Here is a 20,767-nt window from a genome sequence, read left to right as displayed (position 1 = left end):
TTGATTCGCGGATCACGGCGGGTCGGTGTGGGCTTTTCCGTCGCCGAGGAGGCGTTGGGCGTGGCGGATGACCGCTAGATCCACCATGCGGCCTTCCGGGTCGAGGACTACTCCCCCGTTTGCCGCTTCGAAAAGGTTTACGACATTCTGTGCCCGTTCCAGGTCTGCTGCGGTGGGGGTGAATACCTTGTTGACGATCGGGACCTGGGCGGGGTGGATGCAGGAGCGGCCTCGGAAGCCCAGGCGGGACAGCGCCAGTGTCGATGCTCGCAGGGCGTCCAGGTCACGGTAGTCGGTGCGGGCGGGGCCCAGTGGGGGTACGATGCCCGCGGCGGCGGACGCGAGCACGATTTGGCTTCGGAGGAACAGGAGTTCTCGTTCGTCGGCCGCGGGGGTGATGGCTAGTTCGGCGCGCAGGTCCGCCTCGCCCACCTGGAGGCGGAGGACTCGCGGTGCGGCGGCTATCTCGCGGGCGGCGAATACCGCTGACGCGCTTTCCAAGAGCGGGCAGAGCCGGATCTCGGCGGCCGGTGGGCCGGCTTTGTCGAGTAATGCGCTCGCCGCGGTGATCTGTTGTGCCGATTCGGTTTTGGCGAGGCAGATGGCGGCCGTGGCCGGTAGGGCGACCGCACGCAGGTCCTCGTATCCCAGCTCGCCGGCGTTCACTCGGACCCATAGGCGGCGGCCGGCGGGTGCGGCTTCGCGCAGCCACGTCGCGACCGTGGCGCGGGCGGTTTCCTTCTCGGGCGGTGGGACCGAATCCTCGAGGTCGAGCAGGATCACATCGGCCGGGCCTTCGACGGCCTTGTCGAACAGTTCCGGTTTGTTGCCCGGTACGTACAGGGCCGAGCGGGCGATCCGTTCCCCCATCAATGCTCCCGCAGCAGCGAGCCCGCATGATCCACGCGATCATCGAAACCGTGCTCGCGCAACGCATTCCACAGGGTCGCCGCGTTGATCGCGATCACCGGTTTGCCGAGTTCACCTTCCAGCCGGTCGGCCGGCGCCACGAACGAGAGGTTCGTGCCGACCTGCACGATGGCCTCCACACCGGGGCCGTCGATCTCGGCCACCACCTCACGCAGGCGGGCGTCATCGACCTTGGCGATGTCCATCGCGGTCGGGCAACGCAGACCGGTGATGGCCGCGACATCGAATCCGGCCTCGGTGAAGAAGCGGCCGACCTCCTTGTCCGCGATCGGCTGATAGGGCGAGAAGACCGCGATCCGGCGGCAACCCAGTTCACGCAAGGCCGCGCGGCAGGAACTGGCACCCGTGGTCACCGGCAGCCCCGTGCGCTCCCGCAGGCGTCGTTCGAACGCGGCGTTGCCTTCGACTCCGCCCCAGAAGGTTTCGGCGGACATGCCCATGACCATGCGATCCGGTTCGGCGGTGAGCACGTCGCGTACCGCGGTGTCGATGGAGGCGCGGATCTGACCGAGCAGAGCCTGGAAGTCCGCATCGTCGCCCATCACCGGGTTCGGGATGTACATCGAGCCGGCCCGGAAGGCGATGCCGGGCAGGCCGGTCCGCCAATAGTCGTGTTCGACAACGGTATTGGTACTGGGCACGATCACGCCGAAGACGGCGCGGGGTCCGACGGCATTGGTCATTCGTTGATCCTCGGTGGCACAGGGTAATTCGATGCGATACAGGTCAGGAACCGACGCGGGCAAGGAAGTCGTCGACGGCGCGCTGGGCGCGCTCGCGGTCGGCGGGCCGGTCCAGCAGCAGGGCATCGACCAGCAGTGGTGAAACGATCGCCATGACAGCCTCTTCCACGCGATCCGCGCCGGTCACTCCGATGGCTCGCACCGCACGGTGGAACGGGGCCAGCAGGTCCATCACATAGCGATGCCGTAGCTCCACGCAGCCGGGATCGCCGGCCGATGCGGTGACCAAGGCTTGCAGGAAGGCCGCGACCGGCTTGTCCCGCAACCGATCACAGAGCAGATCCACCTCGGCGTGCAGGTCCGCGACCGGATCGCCGGAGGGGCGCGCGGGCGGGTGCGGCGCGACGTCGATCAGGGCCGACAGGAACGCGCGCGGTGTCGGCCAATGCCGGTAGATGGTGGTGCGCGCGACGCCCGTAATGAGGTGCAGCCGTTGCGGAGTCAGCGCGGTGGCGCCTTCGGTGAGCAGCACCTCCAGGGCCGCGGTCAGGACCACTGCTTCGGTCTCGGTCGACGGGCCGGCGGGGCGTCCAGGGCGGGTCACGAAGTAAACAATACAACTTGTTTCGGTTATTAGTAAGCGGTACATTTTGCAGCGGAAATACTTGCTCCTCGTAGGAGAACCTCATGCGTCCACACGTAGAACTCATCGACGAAAAAGACCTGATCTGGCATCTCGCCGAGTTCCAGAACGCCACCGGCACAGCCGAACAGCGCAATCTCAGCTACGACGAAGAAGACGGCTCCGCATCGCTCAAGGTGCGTTTCACCAGCGACTGGACCCGGCCCGCCGGTGTGCATCGCGCCGAGACGGAGTGGTTCGTGCTGGAGGGCCGGGTGACCGTCGGCGACACCGAACTCGGGCCCGAGGGCTTCTGGATGGCGCCCGCCGGGGTCTGGACGCCGGCGATCAGCGTGGCCGCGGGCACGGAGATCCTGCTCTTCCGGGAACGCGGCGACTGGGGCTTCGATCTCGCCGACGCGGATCGCGAATTCGTCCGTCCCGACCAGAAACTGGTGATCCTGGATTCGGCGGCGATGCCGTGGATCGATGTCAAGGACGGCAGCCCGATGCGCTTCGATCTGGGCGGCACACCCGTGCCGGGGCTCTACATCAAACTGCTGCACCGCGATGAGAAGACCGGTTTCTACACCCGGCTGATCAAGGCCAAGCCCGGCTGGCGGGAGGAACCGCTCGCCCATCACCCCTGTAGCGAGGAGGCGTACTGCCTGGACGGCGGCTTCGACTACAACTACGGAAAGATGTGGCCCGGAACGTATTTCTGGCGCCCCAAGGGCATCCGGCACGGCGACTTCACCGCCGACGCCGAGCGCGGTTGCAGCTGGATCGTCCGCTCCGATGCCGACCTCGTCGACTGGTACACCGACAATGCCAAGATCGTGATGACCGGTGACGCCACCAATTGGGGTCCGGACTTCCCGCAGAGCATGTCGCCGCGATTCATCGAGCCGGTACGCTCGCGGTCGATCGGGCCTTGGACCGACCCCACCTACCAATAGCCGAACATGCACCGGCGTCCGGAGTTTCGCCGACGCCGGCACCGGCGCGGGACCTGATCGGGCGTTCGGCTTGACAGGTCCTCGCCGATGCCCCCTAATGATCTCCCAACAAAAGAAACGTCGTTCCATCAAGGGAAACAGACGTATTCGTAGCGGGAGTCCCCATGTTCTACCGAAGCCCGGTCCGCGCCCTCGCGGCGGCCCTGCTCTCCGCCACCCTGCTCACCAGCGCGACCGCCGCGGCCACCACCGAACTCAGCGGGTCCGTCAGTATCCCCTGCGCCGGGACCACGCTCACGCAGGATGCCAATTGGTATGTGCCGGAGGGCGATCCGATCGGGCTGGTATGGATTCAGCACGGATTCGCGCGCACCAACGCCAATGTCGCGGCCCTGGCCACGGCCTTCGCCGACGCCGGATACCTCGTCTTCACCCCGAGCCTGCCGTTTCTGAACCTCTCCGGCTGCACCCTCCAGAACCTCGGCGACAACACCGCGTTCCTGCGCGAGGTAGCCACGTTGTTCGACACGCCCTCCGGCGGTCCGCTGGCGGCCGGCCTCGCCGACGCGGCGCGACTGGCACAACGGCCGATTCCCCGGCTGCCGCACGATCTCGTCTTCATCGGGCACTCCGCGGGCGCGGAAGCCGTCCTCTATGTCGCAGAGCAACTCCGCACCCTGCATCCCGACACCTGGCCCGCGCTCAAGGGCGTGATCCTGCTCGATCCGGTCCGCTCCTTCCTCGGCGACAATATGGATCGCGCACTGTCGGGCCTGGACACCACCTCGCTACCGGTGCTGACAGTGTCGGCCCCCGCCTCGATGTGCAACAGTTTCGGACTCGGCACCCTGACCGTGCGCAACCGCCTGCATCGCGCTTTCGTCGGCGTCGAGCTACTCACGGGTGTGCACACCGACGCCGAGGGCACCAGCTCCGATACGGTGGGCGAACTGCTGTGTGGCGTTCCGGCACAGACGAATTCGACGACGCTGAGCGCACTGGCGCTCGCGTGGGCCCGCGATTTCGTCACGGGTGCGATCACCGCGGACGACTACCCCGACGCGACCGGCGGCAATCTCGTGGCCGCCCCGGCCGCTCGCATCCTCACCGGCTCCTGAATCCCACCCGGGGCTTACCGTCCCAGACCGTACGGCCGGAATAGAATCCGTTATGGGCATCGAACGGTCGGCCGTTGTTCCCGCACCTCTCGCCGAGGTCTTCGACTGGTATGCGCGCCCCGGCGCGTTCACCCGGCTCACCCCGCCGTGGCAGCCGATATCGCTGATCGAGGAGACCGATTCGCTGGCCGGCGGACGCGCCGTGCTCGGCTTGCCCGGCGGATTGCGCTGGGTCGCCCGCCACGACCCCGCCCGCTACGAACCACCGCATCGTTTCGTCGACGAAATCGCCCGCGACGGCCTCGCCTCCATCCCGGCGGCGCTGGCGGTGCGCTGGCGGCACACCCACGAGTTCCAAGCCGTCGACGCCGAACACACCCGCGTCATCGATCGGGTCGAAACCCCGATTCCCGCGGCGATGCTCGCCGCCACCTTCGACTACCGCTACCGCCAGCTCACCGATGACCTGGCCGCACACCGGCGCGCCGCCCAGCACGGCCTAGCCCCGTCGGTCATCGCGGTCACCGGCGCCACCGGCCTGGTCGGCTCCGCCCTGACCGCATTCCTCAGCACCGGCGGTCACACCGTCGTGCGCCTGGTCCGCCACACCCCACGCAATAGTGGTGAACGCCAATGGAATCCGGCCGCTCCGGACCACGACCTGCTCACCGGCGTAGATGCCGTCATCCACCTGGCCGGCGCATCGATCGCGGGCCGGTTCACCGACAAGCACCGCCGCGAGATCGCCGACAGCCGCATCACCCCCACCCGGAAACTGGCCGAACTCGCCGCCCAAACCGGCATCTCCACCTTCGTCAGCGCCTCCGCGATCGGCTTCTACGGCTACGACCGCGGCGACACCGTCCTCACCGAAGCCGGCGAACGCGGCGACGGCTTCCTCGCCGAAGTGGTAACCGACTGGGAAGAAGCCACCCGCCCCGCCGCCGAGAGCGGAGTCCGAGTAGTGAAGATCCGCACCGGCATAGTCCAATCCCCCCGAGGCGGCACCCTGCGCCTGATGCGCCCCCTGTTCGCCCTCGGCCTCGGCGGCCGCATCGGCGACGGCCACCAATGGCTCTCCTGGATAGCCATCGACGACCTCATCGACATCTATCACCGCGCACTCTGGGACGAAACCCTTTCCGGCCCGGTCAATGCCGTCGCACCGAACGCGGTACGCAACAGCGAATACACCGCCACGCTGGCGACCACACTGCATCGCCCCGCCCTGCTCCCGGTACCGAGCTTCGCCCCGGCTCTACTCCTGGGTTCCCAAGGCGCACGTGAACTCGCCAACGCCAGCCAGCATGTCGCCCCCACCCGGCTCCTCGCCGCCGAACATCGTTTCCGCACAACGGATCTCGACGCCGCCCTACGCCACCTGCTCGGTGGTTCGCCCGGCGACTGAAGTTCGAGCACCGCCGGATGTTCAGGCCAGCAGTCGGCGGGTGCCGCCTTCCAGCTGCTCCGCCACCTCCGCGTAGGGCAGGTATCCCATGCCCGCCTGCAACATCGCGCCGTAGTACAGCAATTCGAGGTAGGACAGATTCTCGGCGTTCTCCGGCCCGACCGCCTCGAGCAGGCGGGAGCGGAGTTCACTGCCGATCCGCAGCCGCAGATGCGCGACATCCGGATCGCCGCCGAGCAGGGCCTGGCCGATCGCGGCGGCCAGCGCCGGTTCGTCCGCCACCAGCACGGCGGCCTGCCGCAATACGGCGATGGCACGGGTCGCGGCATCCCCGTCGGGCAGTTCCACCGGCGGCATACCGGCCAACCGACGCCAGTACACCTCGGCGATGACGTGTTCTTTGGAGGAGAAGTAGGTGTACGCGGTCGCCGTACCGATCCCGGCCTCGGCGGCGATCAAACGTATCGTCGTACCCGCGAAACCCTCACGGCCCAATACCGTGACCGCCGCCTTGGTCAACCGGTCGACCGTCTCGGCTTGCTTGCCGGTCAAGCGGCGGCGGGTGGCTTCCATATTGTTCGTAGCAGGTATGGACATATGTCCGAATGTACTGCCGACAGCTGTCCGGAACAATTCCCGGTGCGATGCCGCGGCGGCGTGTCATCGGATCACCCGACCGAGTTCATCACCCGATGGTCGGGGTCGCGACCACCGGCGCATTCCCTGGCCCAGCGGTAGTCGGGCTTGCCGCTGGGTGACCGGGTCACGGTTTCACTCACCCACACCAAACGCGGGACCTTGTACCCGGCCAGATGCGCCCGGACGTGCGTGGTGAGCGATTCGAAATCGAGCTCGGCACCGTCCGACAGCGATACGACCGCCGCGACCTGCTGGCCCCAGCGCTCGTGCGGCACACCGATCACCACGGCGTCGAATACCGCGGAGTGCGCTTTCAGGACGCTCTCGACCTCCTCGACGAACACCTTCTCGCCACCGGTATTGATGACCATATTGCCGCGGCCGATCAGGGTGATCGAGCCGTCGCTCTCGACCCGCGCGCGGTCGTCGGTCACCACCATCCGGGCACCGTCGACGGTTTTGAACAACCGCCGCGACTTCTCCTCATCCTTGTAGTAGCCCAGGGGCACCGAGCCCCGCTTGGCCAGCCAGCCGACTTCACCGGCGGCGACCGGCCGGCCGGATTCGTCGACCACGACGGCTCCCCTGCCGGTCTGCACGCGCGGCCCGCGGCCGGGGTCGTCGTCCTTGGTCGCGAATCCGATGCCGCCGAAACCGGTTTCGGAGGATCCGATGGAGTCGGAGACGATCGCGGACGGAAAGTGTTCGAGCAGTTGGTTCTTCATTGTCTGCGACAGCAGTGCCGCACCGGAGGCGATCACCAGCAGCGACGACGCGTCGGGGCGGGTATCGAGATAGGCGTCGAGCAGCGGGCGGGCCATGGCGTCACCAGTGATCACCATGACCGCGGGCCGGACCCGTTCGATCGTCGCCCAGATGGCGGCCGGGTCGAACCGGGATTCGTAGACGAGGGTATTGCCGCTCCACAACGCGTTGAACGTGGGCATCATGGCGGCGGCGTGAATCAGCGGCGGCAGGATCAGCCAGCGGCTCGGTTCGGTCTGCGCGCCCACACGCGACTGCTGGTACTCGTCGGGGACGGGTTCTCCGGTGTAGAAGTCGATGCCGCCGCCGAGGACGCGCCACATGTCCTCCTGCCGCCAGAGGACGCCCTTGGGCTGACCCGTGGTGCCGCCGGTGTACATGATGAACAGGTCGTCGGCGCTGCGCTCCCCCACCGGTCTGGTGACGGTGTCCGACAGGATCGTTTCGTACTGTGCCGCAGTGGTTTCGGGGTGATCGCCGCCGAGGTCGTCCGCGACCACAATGCTATTGCGAACCCGCGGCGACCGGGTCAGCGCCTGCTCGACCGCGCCGGTATAGCTGCGATGGAACACCAGGGTGTGGACATCGGCGTTGTCGTAGAGGTAGGCGAGTTCCTCGGCACCGTAGCGGTAGTTGATATTGATCGGGACCGCCCGCACTTTGAAGCAGGCGATCAGCGTCTCCATCGTCTCGATGCTGTTGTGCATCTGGAAGCCGACGTGGACGCCGGGGCCGACACCGATCGAGAGCAGGTGGTGGGCAAGGCGATTGGCTCGGATATCGAGTTCGCGGTAGGTGATTTGCCGATCGCGGTGGATCAGCGCGATGCGTTCGGGCACGGCGTCGACCGCGTGCTCGAACAGGTCAGCGAAATTACACGCCATGGGCAGTTCATCTTTCGGGAAGGCGGTCAGACCACGGTCAGCGGAAGCGGAATGCCCCGGTCGGTGAATTGGAAGTCGGATCCGGTGCTGAATCGGGTGATCGCCACCTCACCCATTTCGGCGAAAGGCTGATCCGCCAGCAGGAAGCCCACCGCGAGTTCGTCATCGGTGTCGGCGACCACGTGGGCGACGTAGCGTGGATTCACCCCGCGTGCCATGGCCTCGAGCGGCGTCAGGTGCGTGGCGTCGATCAGCGACGGCCACACGCCATCGGTCATCGCACCGCTCTGCTTGGGGAGGCGCACCCGCACCCCGATCGGCGCGTGGTCCACTCGAACCCCGGTGTAACCCAGCGGATTCCATGCCGGATGCAGCCGCAGCACTCGAGCCAGTGCGGCATCGTCGGTGCCGAGTCCCAGCGCCAGGCGCAGCCGTTCGGCGGTCAGTCCCGCGATCCCGGCGAACTGTTTGCGGCCGATGTCCGCGGCGGTGGCGGCATCGGTACGGGCCCGCACCGCGATGAGGAAGCCGAGGCTGAGCAGATGGTGCTGGAGACACACCTCGTCGGCCATGCGGATCAGCGCCGACCGCGAGAAGTCACCGAAGCGCAGATCGCTGAGCAGCGGACCGGAATAGTCGGCATAACCGGGGTCGGTCGCGTCGACCGGATCCAGCACCAGTTGTGCGGCACGGGATTCCGCGACCGTGTCGAAGTTGTCCGGCACCGGCGGCGGGATATGCGAGTCGTCGATGACGACCGTCCACGCGCAGACCGGATGCCGGTCAGCGGGCACCCGCGGCGGCCGGTGGATGGGCCGCACCTGGGCGCGCGGATTGGTGGCCAGCGCGGTCGCATCGAAGGTGGGGTCTTCGATGTCGTGGCACATCGACCGCACGAACTCCTCACCCATCGGCTCCACATCCGCCAGCGCCCCACAGTGATCGAGCCAGAACTCGCCGTGGTCGTGGTCGGTCACCCGGTAGCGGAAATCCATGAACTGCGGCGGTGCGCCGATATCGAGTTGCAGCCCTTTGAAGATCGTCTCGACGCTGTCGCCGGTGAATCCGAGCGCCCGCTGCATGCGCCGGGTGTACACCGGGCTGGCCACCTGCCACTCCTCGATGGCGATGGCGGCCATGCCCCCGCGGCCGAAAGCGGCGATGCTGTGCGCCATTCCGGAGCGATCGATCAGATGCCCGCTCAACAACAGTTCGGGCACCAGGATCGCCAACTGCGCACGCGTCGATTCGGCGTAGGCACTTGCCGATTCGGTCACCACAGCACCACCGGCGCCGTGCCGATCGGATACCAGCCGGGCAGTTTCTCCCCCGAGGTGGCGCGCTGGATGCGCTTGTTCATGCCGGGCGACAACGCATCGGCGGTGATCATTTCGAGGAACAGCGCGCTGACGTTCCCGAAGTCGAAGAAGTCACGCTGCCACGACCATTGGAAATCGCCACCGTAGCGGAACCAGCTGCCGCCGATGCCGTGCGGGATGTAGTGGCTGCCGTCGGCCCGGGTCGCGTCGGCGACCTGCTTCCACAATCCGATCACATTGCCGCTGCGGTCGTCCACGACCACGTCCTGGTACGGGTACGTCCATCCTTCGAGGCCGTCCATCTCGACACCGAGGGCGATATCCCGGATCTCGTCGCGCCCGACCGCCATGAATTCCTGGGTGGGCCCGTAGTTCCAGCCGTAAGTGGCGTCCTCGGTGTAGAACTCGGCCAGCGGTTTCCAGTCACCGGCGGCTTCGCAGTCCTTGTTCGCCTGGAGCCAGCGTCGCACCATCTCGTCGAGTTCGGCCCGGTCGAAATCAGCCATGTTCGTGATCCTTTCGTCGGCGCGACCGTGGTCAGCGCGCATCGCCGTCGGTGATCGACAGCGCTTGGGTCGGGCAGTAGCGGACGGCGTCGGTGACCGCGGCGCGCGCCTCGGGGCCGGGGTTCGGGTCGAGAATCTCGACCTGGCCGCGGTTCGCGACGGCGAACACCCCGGGGGCTTCGGCGGCGCAGACGGCGTGGCCCTGGCACAGGTCCAGGTCGGCGATGATCTTCACGAGTCGCTCCGTGCCGCGACCCGCACGCGTGCTTCGGGCTGCACTTCGGTCAGCTGGATGTGCGCACCCCGCGGCGCGGAGACGACGGCGACGATGGCCGCCGCCAGATTCGCGGCCCGCAACATCTCGGGGTGACGCGCGAATCCCCATGCGGCCCAATCCTCGAGGACCGGGCCGATGATCTCGGGGGTGGTGTCCATGCCCATGCCGGTCAGGGTCGGTCCGGGACGGACCACCGAGGCGCGGACCCCGGTGCCCTCCAATTCCATCGCCAATTGGCGCGCCATGGCCTCCAACCCGGCTTTGGCCGCAGGGTAGGCCCCCGAACGCGGCCGGGGCGCGGTGGCGGTCTCGGAGCTGATGATGACGAAGTCACCGCGTTCGCGCTCGAGCATGCCGGGCAGGATGCGGTGCGCCAGGCGTTGCACGCCGACCAGGTGAACGTCGACCTGATCCCGGAATTGTTCGGCGGACAATTCGTGGATGAGGCCGAAAACCATATTGCCGGCGCCGGATACGAGGATCTCGGTGGGGCCGAAGGTGGCTTCGGCGGCCGTTACGAACTCGTCGACGGAAGCGGAATCGGTGACGTCGAGGCGGTGGGCGAGCGCTTCTCCCCCATTGTCGCGGATCTTCGCCGCCAGCATCTCGCACTGTTCGAGGCGCCGGGCGCCGAGCACCACGGGATGGCCGAGTTCGGCCAGGGCTTCGGCGGTGGCCGCGCCGATGCCCGACGATGCGCCGGAGACCAGCGCCGGTCGGCGGTCGGGATGGGGGGCGAAGCGGGCCATCAGGCTACCTCCGTGGTGATGGGCAACGCGGCGAAGCCGCGCACATTGGTCGAGTGCACTCGCACGATGCCGCTCTCCTCGAGCCGGTAATCGCGTACCCGAGCGGCGAATTCACGCAGCGCGATGGTGGCTTCGAGCCGCGCCAGGTGCGCGCCGAGGCAGAAGTGCACGCCCGCACCGAAACTGGCGAGGGCCCCCTTCTCGGCGCGATCGATGCGGAAGACGTCGGCATCGGGGAAGACATCGGAGTCGCGATTGGCCGATCCCATGAGCAGCAACACTTTCGCGCCCGCCGGGATGGTGCGGCCGTGCATCGAGATATCGGTGGTGGCACTGCGGGCCACGATCTGGCTGGAGGTGTCGAAGCGCAGCGTCTCCTCCACCCAGTCCGGCACCAGTTCCGGGTCCGCGACCACCTTGGCGTATTCGCCGGGCGTGCGCCCCGCCCAGTACAGGGCGTTGCCGAGCAGTTTCGTGGTGGTCTCGTTGCCGGCGACCACCATCAGGAACATGAAGCCGATGATTTCCTCGTCGGTGAGCCGATCGCCATCGATCTCGGCCTCCAGCAGCGCGGAGGTCAGGTCCTGCGTGGGTGCGACGCGACGCGCGGCGACCATCTCCGCGTAATAGGTGATCAGCCGCAGCGACGCGTCGATCGCACCCGGCGGCACGTCGAGCACCCCGTCCTCGCGGTGCACGACCAGGTCGGCCAGCCGGCGGATCTCGGCGCGATCGGGAACCGGCACGCCCATCAGTTCCGAGATCACGTCCATGGGCAGTTTCCCCGCGAAATCCTCGATCCAGTCGAAGGATTCGCGAGCCAGCGCCGGTTCGAGATGCTCACGGGTCAATTCCAGGATGCGCGTTTCCATCTCGGTGACCCGGCGCGGGGTGAAGCCCTTGAACACCAGCCGCCGCATGCGCAGGTGGCGCGGATCGTCCATGGCCAGGAACGACATGGTGCGATGCGCGTGCGGCCCCCAGGCCGCGGGGTCGAGCGAGACGCCGTTGGCGCTGGAAAGGCGCACGTGGTCACGGAATCCGGCGATCACGTCGGCGTGCCGGGACAGTGCCCAGAAGTCCAGTTCCGCGTTGTAGTACAGCGGAGCCACGGTGCGCAGCCGCTCGTAGGTCGGATACGGATCATCGTGAAATTCGTAGTCGTAGGGATCGAACGTGAAGGGCTCCAGGGAGGCCGAAGTCATCACGCGCACCTCGGATTCGATAGGCTGGACATGTGTCTGGACAGTATCACCGACAGCAGTCCAGAACAATGCCCGGCTATTTGGCCGGGAGTGCGTTCTGCAAGCCACCGACGTCGGTGATCTTCCAGTCGGCATTGCGGTCGAGGGTGAGCGAGTAGGTCACCGTGGTTTGCGCGCCGTCCGGGGTCTGCGCACTGGTCGACACCACGTTCAGATAGGCGTTCACCTTGTAGATGCCACCGGATTCGGACAGGACCGAGGCCGACAGCGGTGTGGCTTTGGAACTCCATTGCAGCGGCAGCAGGATCTGCTCGAGCTGTGCGCCCGTGGCGTCGAATTTGGCCGCGAGCTGCGGCGTGGTGCCATCCTTCAGCCGGGTGAGCCAGCCCTTGGTGTCCTTGTAGTCGATGGTGGACGCGCCGACCGCGTAGTTCGACGCGACCTGTTCCGCGTGCCGGGTGTCGGCGGCACGGGCATCGAACTCGGCGAGATCGGATTCGGCCGAGCGATACAGGAATCCGAGGACGCCCGTCGAGACGAGCAGCGCCGCGGTGCCGACCGTGGACAGCCGGATCGACACGCTGCGCGGATGATCCGCACGGGCGGCGGGGGCGGGGGCAGCGTCGGTGGTGACATTGTCGGTGGGAATTGCCATGTCCTGTCTCTCTTCCGGACGGATTGCCGTTGCACGTGGCCGGCCTACTTGACGGTGATTCGGAAGCGGAGGGTGCCGTCGGCGTCGACCCCTTGGAGCGCTTGGCTGATCAGTGCGCTGATGTCGAGGGCGGGCGTCCGGTTCATCGCATCGGTCACCATCGGCGCCAGGACGGGGCTCAGCTGGGCGGCCGTGGGGCCGATCCGCTCGAGGAAGGTCGTCAGCTCGCGAAGGAAGGGGACCAGTCCGTCACCGGTGAAATAGGAAGACACCGGGCGGCTTTCGGCCAGCACCGCACCGTTCTCGACGATCTTGTTGAGTGTGGTGCCGAAGGCGCCGAACTCCGGCCCGGCCGCGGCCAGCGCCGGCCCCATCCAGTCGATGTCACCGCCCAGGGCCTGCATATCGCTGAAGAGCTGCCGGATCGTCTGGGTGCGGCTGAGCAAGGTGGCGGCCAGCAGCGAAGTCGACCGTTGCAGGGTCTGCATCGCCGGATCGGTATCGGCCAAGGCGCGGTCGAAGGTGCCGACCAGGTTCGCGATGACCTCGGGTTTCAGCTGTTCCAGCAGGGTCACCAGTTTGCCCGACAGCTCGGTGATGGTCATCGGCATCCGAGTGCGCTCCGCCGGTACGACCTGCCCGTCGGCCAGATACGGACCGGCGGCGGTGGGCGGAGTGAACTGCACGTACGGCTCCCCGAGCGCGGACAGCTGTTCGATGCGGACGGTGCTGGAAAGCGGTATCCGATAGCGACTTTCGATGCGGAGGCGCACCAGTACGCCACCGGCCTGCTTGGTCACCGATTCCGTCCGGCCGACCTGCACCCCGGCGAGCAGGATCGGCGCGTGCGCGCCGAGCCCACCGGAGTTGTCCAGGTGCATCTCGGCGGTGATGTAGGTGCGCCGCGGATCGAAATGCAGCACCCCGAACGCCATGTAGACGACACCGCAGACCAGCACCGCGAGGATGGCCGAAAGCGACACTGCCGCACGTGGATTCAACGGATCACTCCGATCATGCGCAGGGTGTCGACAATGCGGTCCGTCTGTTCCGCGGGCGAGAGCCGGGCCGGTTGCCGCGCGCCGGTCGACACGCCCGTGACGTCGAGCTTCGGACCGCGCTCGACGAACGGAATGATCTTGTTCTGAACGAGATCCACGACCTGCTTCAGATTCGACGGTGACCCGATATCGAGGGGACGGCTGCCGAACAGCATGGGAACGACGGCCCGCGCGGTGCCGTCGAGCGACTGCACCAGCGGCGCGAGCCAGCGCACGCTCGGCGCGACCGGTCCCAGCGCGGTGAGCACGAAGATGATGCCGATCTCGGCATTGATCGTATCGATGGTGTGCTGCGCACCGTAGGGGCTCAACAGTTCGTCGAGCATCGGAACGTTCCGCAGCACACCCTGATCCACGGTCGCCCCGATGCCGTCGAGCAGGGCGTCGACCGAGTTCAGGTGATCGCCCAGATCGGAGATGTCCGCGCCCAGGGTCCCCGCGATCCGGGCGGTCTCGCGCGGATCGTCCGGCAGGATCGCATTCAGTTTCGCGACGATGCTCTGGAAGTCCGTCACCGCGCCACTGCCGACGAAGGTGGCGAGTCCGGCGAAGATATCCTCGATCGGCACCGATTCCTCGGTCCGGGACAACGGGATTCGCGCCCCGGACGCCAGTGCCCGCGCCGATCCGTCCGGTGGCACCCGCAGCGCGATATGCACGTCCCCCAGGGGCGTTTCCTGCCGCAGTGCCGCGGTCGTCCCCTCCGGCAGTCGCACCGACGAGCGAATCACGACCTCGGCCACCACGTATCCCTGCCGGGCCGGCGTCGTGGAAGTGGCCGGCACCGGGTCGACCAGCGACAGCCCGGTCAGCTCACCCACGCGCACGCCGTCGGCGAACACCTTGGCCCCCGGCGGCAGATTGAGCACGTTCGCGAACTCGATGGTCAGGTGATAGGTCGGTCCGTCGACACCGGCTCCCGGCACCGTCAGCTCGGCCGGCTGGAAGTCGCATCCCGTCGCGCCCACGGTGACCGCGAGGACGAGGGCGGTGTGCGCGCCGAGGCGGCGCAGACGAGTGGACAGTCGTTGCATGGCGGCCGCACCGTCCCGAGTCATCGCGCACTCGCCGCCGCGAGCAGGTAGGGCAGCGCGGGCACGGTGACCGCTCCGCTCCCAGAGGTCTGGCACCGCTGTCCCGTGAGGGACTCCACGGCCGCGCAAATCAACTGGCTATCCGATGGCGCCAGAACGAGTTTCGGTGCGGCGTAGCCGACCGACACCAGCCCGCTGACCGGGTCGATGGAGTCGGCGAATCCGGTGGCGATAACGGGCGCCATGCCGAGGATCTCACCGAGCGAGCCGACGCCAGCGCTCAGCAGCTTCGACAGGTTCGGCACCGAGTTCAGCGTCCGCAGGGTCGGCGCACCGAGCATGATGATCACGTCATTGATCTGGGGTAGCAGTTTGCCCAGCGCATCGACCAGGTCGATGATCGGCGGGAAGGCGATGACATTGATGTCGTTGAAGGTCTGCGGCAGACCGGTGACCGTATCCCGTACCTGGGGCCAGCCGTTGCGGGCGCGGTGGGCCAGTTCGGCCACCGCGTCCAGCAGCCGGCCGAGATGGCCGATCGCCGCGTCGGGAGCGGCCAGCGCCCGGCCGAGCTGGTTGATGATGGCGTTGAGCTGGTCACCGGATCCGCTGGTGGCGCGGTCGAGGGCATCCAGTCCGGCTCCCAACGCATTTCGCTGTGCGGGATCGCCCGCGGCATTGAGCTGATCGGTGAGTTGAGCCAGCGCATCGAAGGTCTCCGACATGCTTTTCGGGGTCACGGTCTTGGTGATGCACTGCCCGGGATCCAAGCCGGGGCCGGTCGGCTCGTCGCCGATCAGCGCCAGTTTCCGGTCCGCGACCAAGGTGTCGCTGAGGGTGACCGCGCCGACGTCGAGGGGAAGTCTGCGATCGGCGCGCACCGTGAACCGCACCCGCGATTTCGTGCCGGCGAGCTGGATGTCGGTCACCTCGCCGACCGGCACGCCCATCACGGTCACCGCGCTGCCGGCGAAAAGCCCGATGGTGTCCGGCATTTCGGCACAAAAGCTCCGAGTCGGCAGCGCGGGCTCGGCGATTCGCCAACCGATCACCCCCGCCAGCACGAGGACCACGACCACCGCCGCCGACATCACGGCGCGCGATCCCAGGATTCTCCCGAGCATCAACACCCTCCTTCGGGTACCGGCACGCAGATCGAAGGCACGGAGACGGTGGCGGCCGATTGATCGACGGTGATCCCGCCGCCGGCGGGCAACAGCGGCAGCAGCTCGGTTTCCAGCGCCCGCACCGCGTCGAGCAATTCGCCGAGGCGGGAATCGAGCTGGGAGAGTTGCGGAATCGCGTCGGCGAGCGGCTGGGCCCGCTCCTTCAATCCGTTGTCCCAGGCGGTGCCCAGGGGCGCGAGATCCTGGAGCACCACCGCCAGATCGTTGAGCGCCGCGGCGACCTGGGTCTTGTTGTTGCGGATCAGGTTCGACAGGGTGCCGAGCCTGGTCACCAGCGTGGCGAGCACGTCGGCATTACGGCGCAGCGCGGTGAGGTACTCGTCGGCGAAGGAGAGCGAGCGCGAGATGTCCGCATTCTGTTTCTCCAGCAGGGCCACCAGATCCGAGGCCGCCCGCACTGTCGCCCGGATCGCCTCCGGGCTCTTGTCGATCGAGGCCGCCAGTACGGCGAGGTTCTGGCGCAGCGTATTTCCGTCGATCTCGCGCACCGGTTGCGCGGCATCCTGGAACGCCTGGGTGAGGTTGTAGGGCAGCATCACCCGTTCCTTCGGGATCACGCCCGAGCCGAGCGCGGCGGCGCCGGCCGGTCGCAGCGCGACGTAGTAGCCGCCGACCACGGTGAGCATGCGGATGTCGAGCACGGTCTGGTCGCCGACGAAAACAGCTGCCTCGGTGGTGAATTCCATGCGCACGCGATCGGCGAGCAGGGTCAGCGAGGTGACCTTGCCGACCGGGATCCCGGCGACCCGGACGTCGTCACCGGCCCGGATCGCTCCGGCCTGCGTCATCTCCGCTCGATAGGTTCGTGCCGGCGTCGTGCCGGTCACGTAGACCACGCCGATCGCGACCACCAGCACGATCACCACGCCCAGTCCGCCGATCCCTCAGACGAGATCGGTGTTGCGGGGTCCGGATCCGGTGCGGCGCAGCCGGGATTTCAGGAATTGCACAGGACGATCCTTTGTCCGGCGATCAGGATTCGAATGGGTTCAGGCGCGGTCGCGGCGCCGTGCGAACAACCGGCTCGCGCACCGGCTCCGCTCTGCGGAACCGCGGCGGCGACCGCCTGGATGAGACCGGGCAGCCGGCCGAACACCGCGACCGCCTCGGCCGGCTGCGGAAAAGCCTGCTTCAGCAGTGCGTCCAGATCGCTGTCCTGCTTGCCGGTCAGCCCGAGCACGGTCAGCAGGCTGCGCAGTGGCCGCAGTAGCGGCGGAATATCGTTGGAGAAGTCGATCAGCCCGGGCAGCTTGTCGGTGATGACCACGAACAGATCGGTCAGGCTGACCAGCAGCTTCATCGCCTCCCCCGAGTCGCCGCCGAGGTGCTCGGCGATCCGCGACAGGTTGCTCACCAGGGTCGAGAGCACCGTCTGCCGATCGGAGGCATAGCGGCTCAACTTCTCGATCGCGCCCAGCGCCGGGCCGAGACCGGTGCCGTCACCCTCGACGACCGCGAGCAGGCCGGTGGTGAACTGATTCAGATCCGCCGGCGACAAGGCCCGCAGCACCGGCTGCAAACCGTTGAACAGCGTCGTGATGTCGAAGGCCGAAATCGTCTGCTCCACACCGAAATTCATGCCGGGGGCGCGCCGCGCTCCGGGCTGGTCGGGCTGGCGGACTTCCAGGTACCGGAAACCGGTGAGGTTCTGGTAGCGCACCGCGACTTTGGTATCGGTGAACAGCGGGCGGGAGGTGAGAACCGTGAACCGTACGCGGGCCAGCGTGCCGTCGAGATCGACCGCGCCGACCTTCCCGACCTGGACGCCGTACATGCGCACGTCGTCACCGGGACGCAAGCCGTTCGCATCGGTGAACATCGCTGTGTAGGTGTCGGTTCCACCGGCGACCGGGCGCTCTATCACCCGGAACACGCCGATCAGGACCACCGACATGGCCAGCACCGCCAGGCAGACCCGCAGCAGCAGTGCGCGTGTCGTCATCGGTCTCCTCCCGCGGTCGGCAGCCCGCCGAGCCCGGCCGCGAGCGGTGCCGACAGCCCGGGCACCGGGTCGAGTTCGACCTGGGTGCGCAGCACCGGTCCGTCGGGACCGGCACGGAACGCGGCATCGAGTCGCCTGAGCAGTTCACGCAATTCGCCGGCCGAACGGACCGGATCGCTCACCGATCCGGTCACCCGGTCGAGCACCACGGTGACGATCGGCAGCAGTCCGGAGAAGTACGGTTCCGCGGTTCCGAACAATTGCGTCACCACCGGCAGCAGTTCGTTCTGCACCCCCGGCCACAATTGCGCGAACTTCGCGATGTGCTCCTCATCGCGCAGGTAGCCGTTGTTGTAGCTGGCGTAGAGCAGGGTCAGACTGCCGGTGAGCATCGGTGCGACGCCCGCCAGCGCCGCACCCGATCGCTCGAACAGGACCGACGGCGGAAGCTCCCGGGTGTCGGCGTAGGACCGTGCGGTGGTCCCGATCGCCTGTAGCAGCGGCGTGAAGGCGTCCAGGTCGCGGGCGAACTTGCTCAGCAGTTGTGCCAGTTGCGGGGTCAGTACCCCCCGGGTGAGCTCGCCGGTCGAATTCAGCAGTGCCGCCAGCGTCGCGTCACGTAACCGGTCGGCGCCGGCTCCGGTGAGGTCGACGACGGAGCCGTCGGACAATGCCGCACCGCCTGTGCCGGTGTGCAATTCGATCGCGCTCACCCCGAAAAGATTGGCGGGTGCGAAGTCGACGGCCAGGCTGTCGGACAGCCCGAACAATTGGCTGCGGAGCAGGCTCAGTTCGAGCTTGCGACGGCCCTGCCCGGCGAAGTCGATACCGCGCACCGCACCGACCCGGACACCGTCGAGCCGCACATCGGTTCCCGCGCCCACGCCTTCGCCGACCTGACCGACGAGCAGGACGACGGTGATCCGGTCGGCGGGAGCGGAATCCGGCAGTATCCGCGCACCGAGGGTGAACAGGGTGACCACGGCGAGTGCGCACGCGCCGAGTATCCGGGCTCGACGCGGTCCGACTTCCGTGCCGGACAGTGCGTATTCGGGCATTCCCTCACCCCGTGAACGCGATGGGAGATCGGAATCCCCACAGCAGAATTGTCGCGACCATATCGAGCGCGATGATCGATACCAGACTCGCCCGAATGGCACGCCCGGATCCGATACCGACGCCCTCCGGGCCGCCCGTCGCGAAAAAGCCTTGATAACAATGGATCAGCACGACCGCGACCGCGAACAAGACGACTTTTATCGTCGCGGCTACCACATCCCAGGGGACGACGAACTGATCGAAGTAGTGCTTATAGGTGCCCGACGGCGTGCCGTGGACCACGGTCACGATTACCTCGCACGAGTAATAGCTGAGAATCAATGCGACGACGAATGCCGGTGCGACCGCGATGATTCCGGCGATCACGCGGGTGGTCACCACGAACGGGACGGAACGGATTCCGAGCGACTCGAGGGCATCGATTTCCTCGGAAATGCGCATGGAGCCGATCTCGGCCGTCATCCGGCAGCCGGCCTGCGCCGCGAAGCCGACACCGGCCGCGATCGGCGCTAGTTCGCGGGTGACGCCGAACGCGGAGATGAGGCCGCTGAGCTGACCCAGCGACAGCAGGTTCAAGGCGCTGTACGCCTCGATGCCGATCGAGGCGCCCATCGCCGCGCCCATCAGCAACATCAGCGGCACCACTCCCCCGCCGACGATCACCGATCCGCGACCCCAGGTCATATCGGTGATGACGGCGATGGTCTGGCGGCGGTAGTGCACGAGCGTGTACCCGACCGAAGACAGCACCTGCCAGCAGAATCCGATCACGAAGCCGATCGACTCGATCGGCCGGACGGGCGTGAGCAGAGCGGGGAATCGGCGCGCCCAGCGCAGTCCGGGCGGGCGGTACGGCGCGGCCATCACGCCATCCTCACCGGCAGGAACATCGTAACCACCTGCGTTATCACGGTATTGAGGACGACGACCGCCGCGACCGACATCACGACGGCGGCGTTCACGCCGTCCGCGACCCCGCGCGGTCCGCCCTTGGCTTCCAGCCCGCGCTGACAGGCGATCACCACGACCAGGAAGCCGAAGAGGGTCGCTTTGACCACCGACACCCACACGTCGATCGGGGTGGTGAACGAGCCGAAGGAATGCCAGTAGCTGCCGGGCGTGACGTCCAGCGCGGTCACCGCCACCGCGAATCCGGAGGCGATGCCCACGAACGTGATCAGGATATTGAGCAGCGGCGCCACCAGCATCATGGCCGCTATCCGCGGCACCACCAGCCGCTGTACCGGATCGACACCCATGACCCGCATGGCATCGACCTCTTCGCGCACGGTGCGCGCACCCAGGTCGGCGGCGATCGCGGCGGCTCCCGCACCGCCGAGCAGCATGGCCGTGGCCATCGGGGCGCCCTGTTTGATCACCCCCAGTCCACCGGCCGCGCCGATCATGGAATCGGCGCCGAGTTGCGACACGATATTGCCGACCTGCGCGGAAACGATGACCCCGAACGGAATCGCCATCAATACGCTCGGCAGCGCGGTGACGCGAATGAGAAACCAGGACTGAGAAAGGGTTTCCCTGACTTGGAAGCGCAGCCGAAAGGCGTCTGCCGCACCGATTCGAATCGCTTGCGTTCCGATACGGAGCGCACGACCCAGTGTGGCCAGGCTCGACAACACGGTATCGGCGAAATTTCGACGCAGCACGGCCCCGGCGGTATTCCGCTCCGGCACCGGAAGGGCCAGTTCTCTCGTGGACATCGAAATCCTTACCGCACAGTGCATTTCGCTCTCGCGACCGCGCGCCC

Annotated in this window: 22 protein-coding genes; 3 read left to right on the top strand and 19 right to left on the bottom strand. The window is 67.3% G+C overall.

What is annotated here, in order from left to right; translation table 11 throughout:
- Positions 1–12: 12 nt before the first annotated feature.
- From NI1_RS05480 to NI1_RS05470, 3 genes are read right to left on the bottom strand one after another with little or no spacing between them, the layout of a single operon-like run.
- Positions 13–870 carry an HpcH/HpaI aldolase/citrate lyase family protein gene (locus NI1_RS05480; RefSeq protein ID WP_067814570.1) on the bottom strand — a complete coding sequence of 286 codons (858 nt, stop codon included), beginning with the start codon at positions 868–870 and terminating at the stop codon, positions 13–15.
- Positions 870–1,613 (bottom strand): maleate cis-trans isomerase family protein, encoded by a 744-nt coding sequence (locus NI1_RS05475; protein ID WP_067814568.1) that lies wholly within the window; start codon positions 1,611–1,613, stop codon positions 870–872. The genes NI1_RS05480 and NI1_RS05475 overlap by 1 nt, the downstream gene beginning before the upstream one ends.
- A gap of 43 nt (positions 1,614–1,656) precedes the next feature.
- Positions 1,657–2,217 carry a TetR/AcrR family transcriptional regulator gene (locus tag NI1_RS05470; protein ID WP_067814566.1) on the bottom strand — a complete coding sequence of 187 codons (561 nt, stop codon included), beginning with the start codon at positions 2,215–2,217 and terminating at the stop codon, positions 1,657–1,659.
- A gap of 83 nt (positions 2,218–2,300) precedes the next feature.
- Between NI1_RS05470 and NI1_RS05465 the strand changes: the two genes are divergently transcribed.
- The 3 genes from NI1_RS05465 (at position 2,301) to NI1_RS05455 (ending at position 5,720) form a co-directional block, all read left to right on the top strand.
- On the top strand, positions 2,301–3,194 hold the full coding sequence (locus NI1_RS05465; RefSeq protein ID WP_067814565.1) for a DUF4437 domain-containing protein: 894 nt from the start codon (positions 2,301–2,303) through the stop codon (positions 3,192–3,194).
- Between the two features lie 164 nt (positions 3,195–3,358).
- Complete coding sequence (locus tag NI1_RS05460) at positions 3,359–4,312, top strand: alpha/beta hydrolase (RefSeq protein WP_067814563.1); 954 nt, start codon at positions 3,359–3,361, stop codon at positions 4,310–4,312.
- 52 nt (positions 4,313–4,364) lie between these two features.
- A complete protein-coding gene (locus tag NI1_RS05455) occupies positions 4,365–5,720 on the top strand; it encodes a TIGR01777 family oxidoreductase (RefSeq protein WP_067814560.1) in 1,356 nt (451 codons plus the stop codon).
- Between the two features lie 21 nt (positions 5,721–5,741).
- On the opposite strand, the gene NI1_RS05450 is transcribed toward NI1_RS05455, so the two are convergent.
- The 16 genes from NI1_RS05450 to NI1_RS05375 form a co-directional block, all read right to left on the bottom strand.
- Positions 5,742–6,317: a TetR/AcrR family transcriptional regulator gene (locus NI1_RS05450; protein WP_067814558.1), complete on the bottom strand. Its 576-nt coding sequence runs from the start codon at positions 6,315–6,317 to the stop codon at positions 5,742–5,744.
- A 71-nt stretch (positions 6,318–6,388) separates the two neighbouring features.
- Positions 6,389–8,008 (bottom strand): acyl-CoA synthetase, encoded by a 1,620-nt coding sequence (locus NI1_RS05445; protein ID WP_067814556.1) that lies wholly within the window; start codon positions 8,006–8,008, stop codon positions 6,389–6,391.
- Between the two features lie 26 nt (positions 8,009–8,034).
- Entirely contained in the window at positions 8,035–9,288 is a 1,254-nt protein-coding gene (locus tag NI1_RS05440; RefSeq protein WP_067814554.1) for a hypothetical protein, read from the bottom strand.
- The gene (locus NI1_RS05435) at positions 9,282–9,833 is read right to left on the bottom strand and encodes a Cif family virulence factor (protein ID WP_067814552.1); all 552 of its coding nucleotides are present in this window, start codon (positions 9,831–9,833) and stop codon (positions 9,282–9,284) included. The genes NI1_RS05440 and NI1_RS05435 overlap by 7 nt, the downstream gene beginning before the upstream one ends.
- 31 nt (positions 9,834–9,864) lie before the next feature.
- On the bottom strand, positions 9,865–10,068 hold the full coding sequence (locus NI1_RS05430; RefSeq protein WP_067814550.1) for a ferredoxin: 204 nt from the start codon (positions 10,066–10,068) through the stop codon (positions 9,865–9,867).
- A complete protein-coding gene (locus NI1_RS05425) occupies positions 10,065–10,859 on the bottom strand; it encodes an SDR family oxidoreductase (RefSeq protein ID WP_067814548.1) in 795 nt (264 codons plus the stop codon). The genes NI1_RS05430 and NI1_RS05425 overlap by 4 nt, the downstream gene beginning before the upstream one ends.
- Positions 10,859–12,064 carry a cytochrome P450 gene (locus tag NI1_RS05420; RefSeq protein WP_067814546.1) on the bottom strand — a complete coding sequence of 402 codons (1,206 nt, stop codon included), beginning with the start codon at positions 12,062–12,064 and terminating at the stop codon, positions 10,859–10,861. The genes NI1_RS05425 and NI1_RS05420 overlap by 1 nt, the downstream gene beginning before the upstream one ends.
- A 76-nt stretch (positions 12,065–12,140) precedes the next feature.
- Positions 12,141–12,719: a hypothetical protein gene (locus NI1_RS05415; protein WP_245663075.1), complete on the bottom strand. Its 579-nt coding sequence runs from the start codon at positions 12,717–12,719 to the stop codon at positions 12,141–12,143.
- Positions 12,720–12,763: 44 nt separating this feature from the next.
- Entirely contained in the window at positions 12,764–13,702 is a 939-nt protein-coding gene (locus NI1_RS05410; RefSeq protein WP_245663074.1) for an MlaD family protein, read from the bottom strand.
- A gap of 14 nt (positions 13,703–13,716) precedes the next feature.
- The gene (locus NI1_RS05405; RefSeq protein WP_245663073.1) at positions 13,717–14,838 is read right to left on the bottom strand and encodes an MlaD family protein; all 1,122 of its coding nucleotides are present in this window, start codon (positions 14,836–14,838) and stop codon (positions 13,717–13,719) included.
- Positions 14,835–15,938 (bottom strand): MlaD family protein, encoded by a 1,104-nt coding sequence (locus NI1_RS05400; protein ID WP_067814542.1) that lies wholly within the window; start codon positions 15,936–15,938, stop codon positions 14,835–14,837. Before NI1_RS05400 ends, NI1_RS05405 begins: the two co-directional genes overlap by 4 nt.
- Positions 15,938–16,867: an MlaD family protein gene (locus NI1_RS05395; RefSeq protein ID WP_067814540.1), complete on the bottom strand. Its 930-nt coding sequence runs from the start codon at positions 16,865–16,867 to the stop codon at positions 15,938–15,940. The genes NI1_RS05400 and NI1_RS05395 overlap by 1 nt, the downstream gene beginning before the upstream one ends.
- A 71-nt stretch (positions 16,868–16,938) precedes the next feature.
- Positions 16,939–17,943 carry an MlaD family protein gene (locus NI1_RS05390; protein ID WP_067814538.1) on the bottom strand — a complete coding sequence of 335 codons (1,005 nt, stop codon included), beginning with the start codon at positions 17,941–17,943 and terminating at the stop codon, positions 16,939–16,941.
- Positions 17,940–19,001 (bottom strand): MlaD family protein, encoded by a 1,062-nt coding sequence (locus NI1_RS05385; RefSeq protein ID WP_067814536.1) that lies wholly within the window; start codon positions 18,999–19,001, stop codon positions 17,940–17,942. Before NI1_RS05385 ends, NI1_RS05390 begins: the two co-directional genes overlap by 4 nt.
- Positions 19,002–19,005: 4 nt before the next feature.
- Positions 19,006–19,869, bottom strand: a complete 864-nt coding sequence (locus NI1_RS05380; protein WP_084522553.1) for an ABC transporter permease — start codon at positions 19,867–19,869, stop codon at positions 19,006–19,008.
- Positions 19,866–20,720 carry an MlaE family ABC transporter permease gene (locus NI1_RS05375; RefSeq protein WP_067814532.1) on the bottom strand — a complete coding sequence of 285 codons (855 nt, stop codon included), beginning with the start codon at positions 20,718–20,720 and terminating at the stop codon, positions 19,866–19,868. Before NI1_RS05375 ends, NI1_RS05380 begins: the two co-directional genes overlap by 4 nt.
- Between the last annotated feature and the right edge of the window lie 47 nt (positions 20,721–20,767).

The sequence above is a fragment of the Nocardia inohanensis NBRC 100128 genome, from assembly GCF_001612945.1.
Taxonomy (GTDB): Bacteria; Actinomycetota; Actinomycetes; order Mycobacteriales; family Mycobacteriaceae; genus Nocardia; species Nocardia inohanensis.
The sequence above is the reverse complement of the archived record's forward strand: the minus strand, read 5'-3'. Positions and strand labels throughout refer to the sequence as shown.

Excerpts from the sequence above, each read along its gene's own strand:
- NI1_RS05445 (WP_067814556.1), bottom strand. The coding sequence starts at position 8,008 with ATGGCGTGTAATTTCGCTGACCTGTTCGAGCACGCGGTCGACGCCGTG.
- NI1_RS05435 (WP_067814552.1), bottom strand. The coding sequence starts at position 9,833 with ATGGCTGATTTCGACCGGGCCGAACTCGACGAGATGGTGCGACGCTGG.
- NI1_RS05475 (WP_067814568.1), bottom strand. The coding sequence starts at position 1,613 with ATGACCAATGCCGTCGGACCCCGCGCCGTCTTCGGCGTGATCGTGCCC.
- NI1_RS05450 (WP_067814558.1), bottom strand. The coding sequence starts at position 6,317 with ATGTCCATACCTGCTACGAACAATATGGAAGCCACCCGCCGCCGCTTG.
- NI1_RS05405 (WP_245663073.1), bottom strand. The coding sequence starts at position 14,838 with ATGACTCGGGACGGTGCGGCCGCCATGCAACGACTGTCCACTCGTCTG.
- NI1_RS05420 (WP_067814546.1), bottom strand. The coding sequence starts at position 12,064 with ATGACTTCGGCCTCCCTGGAGCCCTTCACGTTCGATCCCTACGACTAC.
- NI1_RS05465 (WP_067814565.1), top strand. The coding sequence starts at position 2,301 with ATGCGTCCACACGTAGAACTCATCGACGAAAAAGACCTGATCTGGCAT.
- NI1_RS05480 (WP_067814570.1), bottom strand. The coding sequence starts at position 870 with ATGGGGGAACGGATCGCCCGCTCGGCCCTGTACGTACCGGGCAACAAA.
- NI1_RS05400 (WP_067814542.1), bottom strand. The coding sequence starts at position 15,938 with ATGCTCGGGAGAATCCTGGGATCGCGCGCCGTGATGTCGGCGGCGGTG.
- NI1_RS05425 (WP_067814548.1), bottom strand. The coding sequence starts at position 10,859 with ATGGCCCGCTTCGCCCCCCATCCCGACCGCCGACCGGCGCTGGTCTCC.
- NI1_RS05460 (WP_067814563.1), top strand. The coding sequence starts at position 3,359 with ATGTTCTACCGAAGCCCGGTCCGCGCCCTCGCGGCGGCCCTGCTCTCC.
- NI1_RS05375 (WP_067814532.1), bottom strand. The coding sequence starts at position 20,720 with ATGTCCACGAGAGAACTGGCCCTTCCGGTGCCGGAGCGGAATACCGCC.
- NI1_RS05415 (WP_245663075.1), bottom strand. The coding sequence starts at position 12,719 with ATGGCAATTCCCACCGACAATGTCACCACCGACGCTGCCCCCGCCCCC.
- NI1_RS05385 (WP_067814536.1), bottom strand. The coding sequence starts at position 19,001 with ATGCCCGAATACGCACTGTCCGGCACGGAAGTCGGACCGCGTCGAGCC.
- NI1_RS05455 (WP_067814560.1), top strand. The coding sequence starts at position 4,365 with ATGGGCATCGAACGGTCGGCCGTTGTTCCCGCACCTCTCGCCGAGGTC.
- NI1_RS05390 (WP_067814538.1), bottom strand. The coding sequence starts at position 17,943 with ATGACGACACGCGCACTGCTGCTGCGGGTCTGCCTGGCGGTGCTGGCC.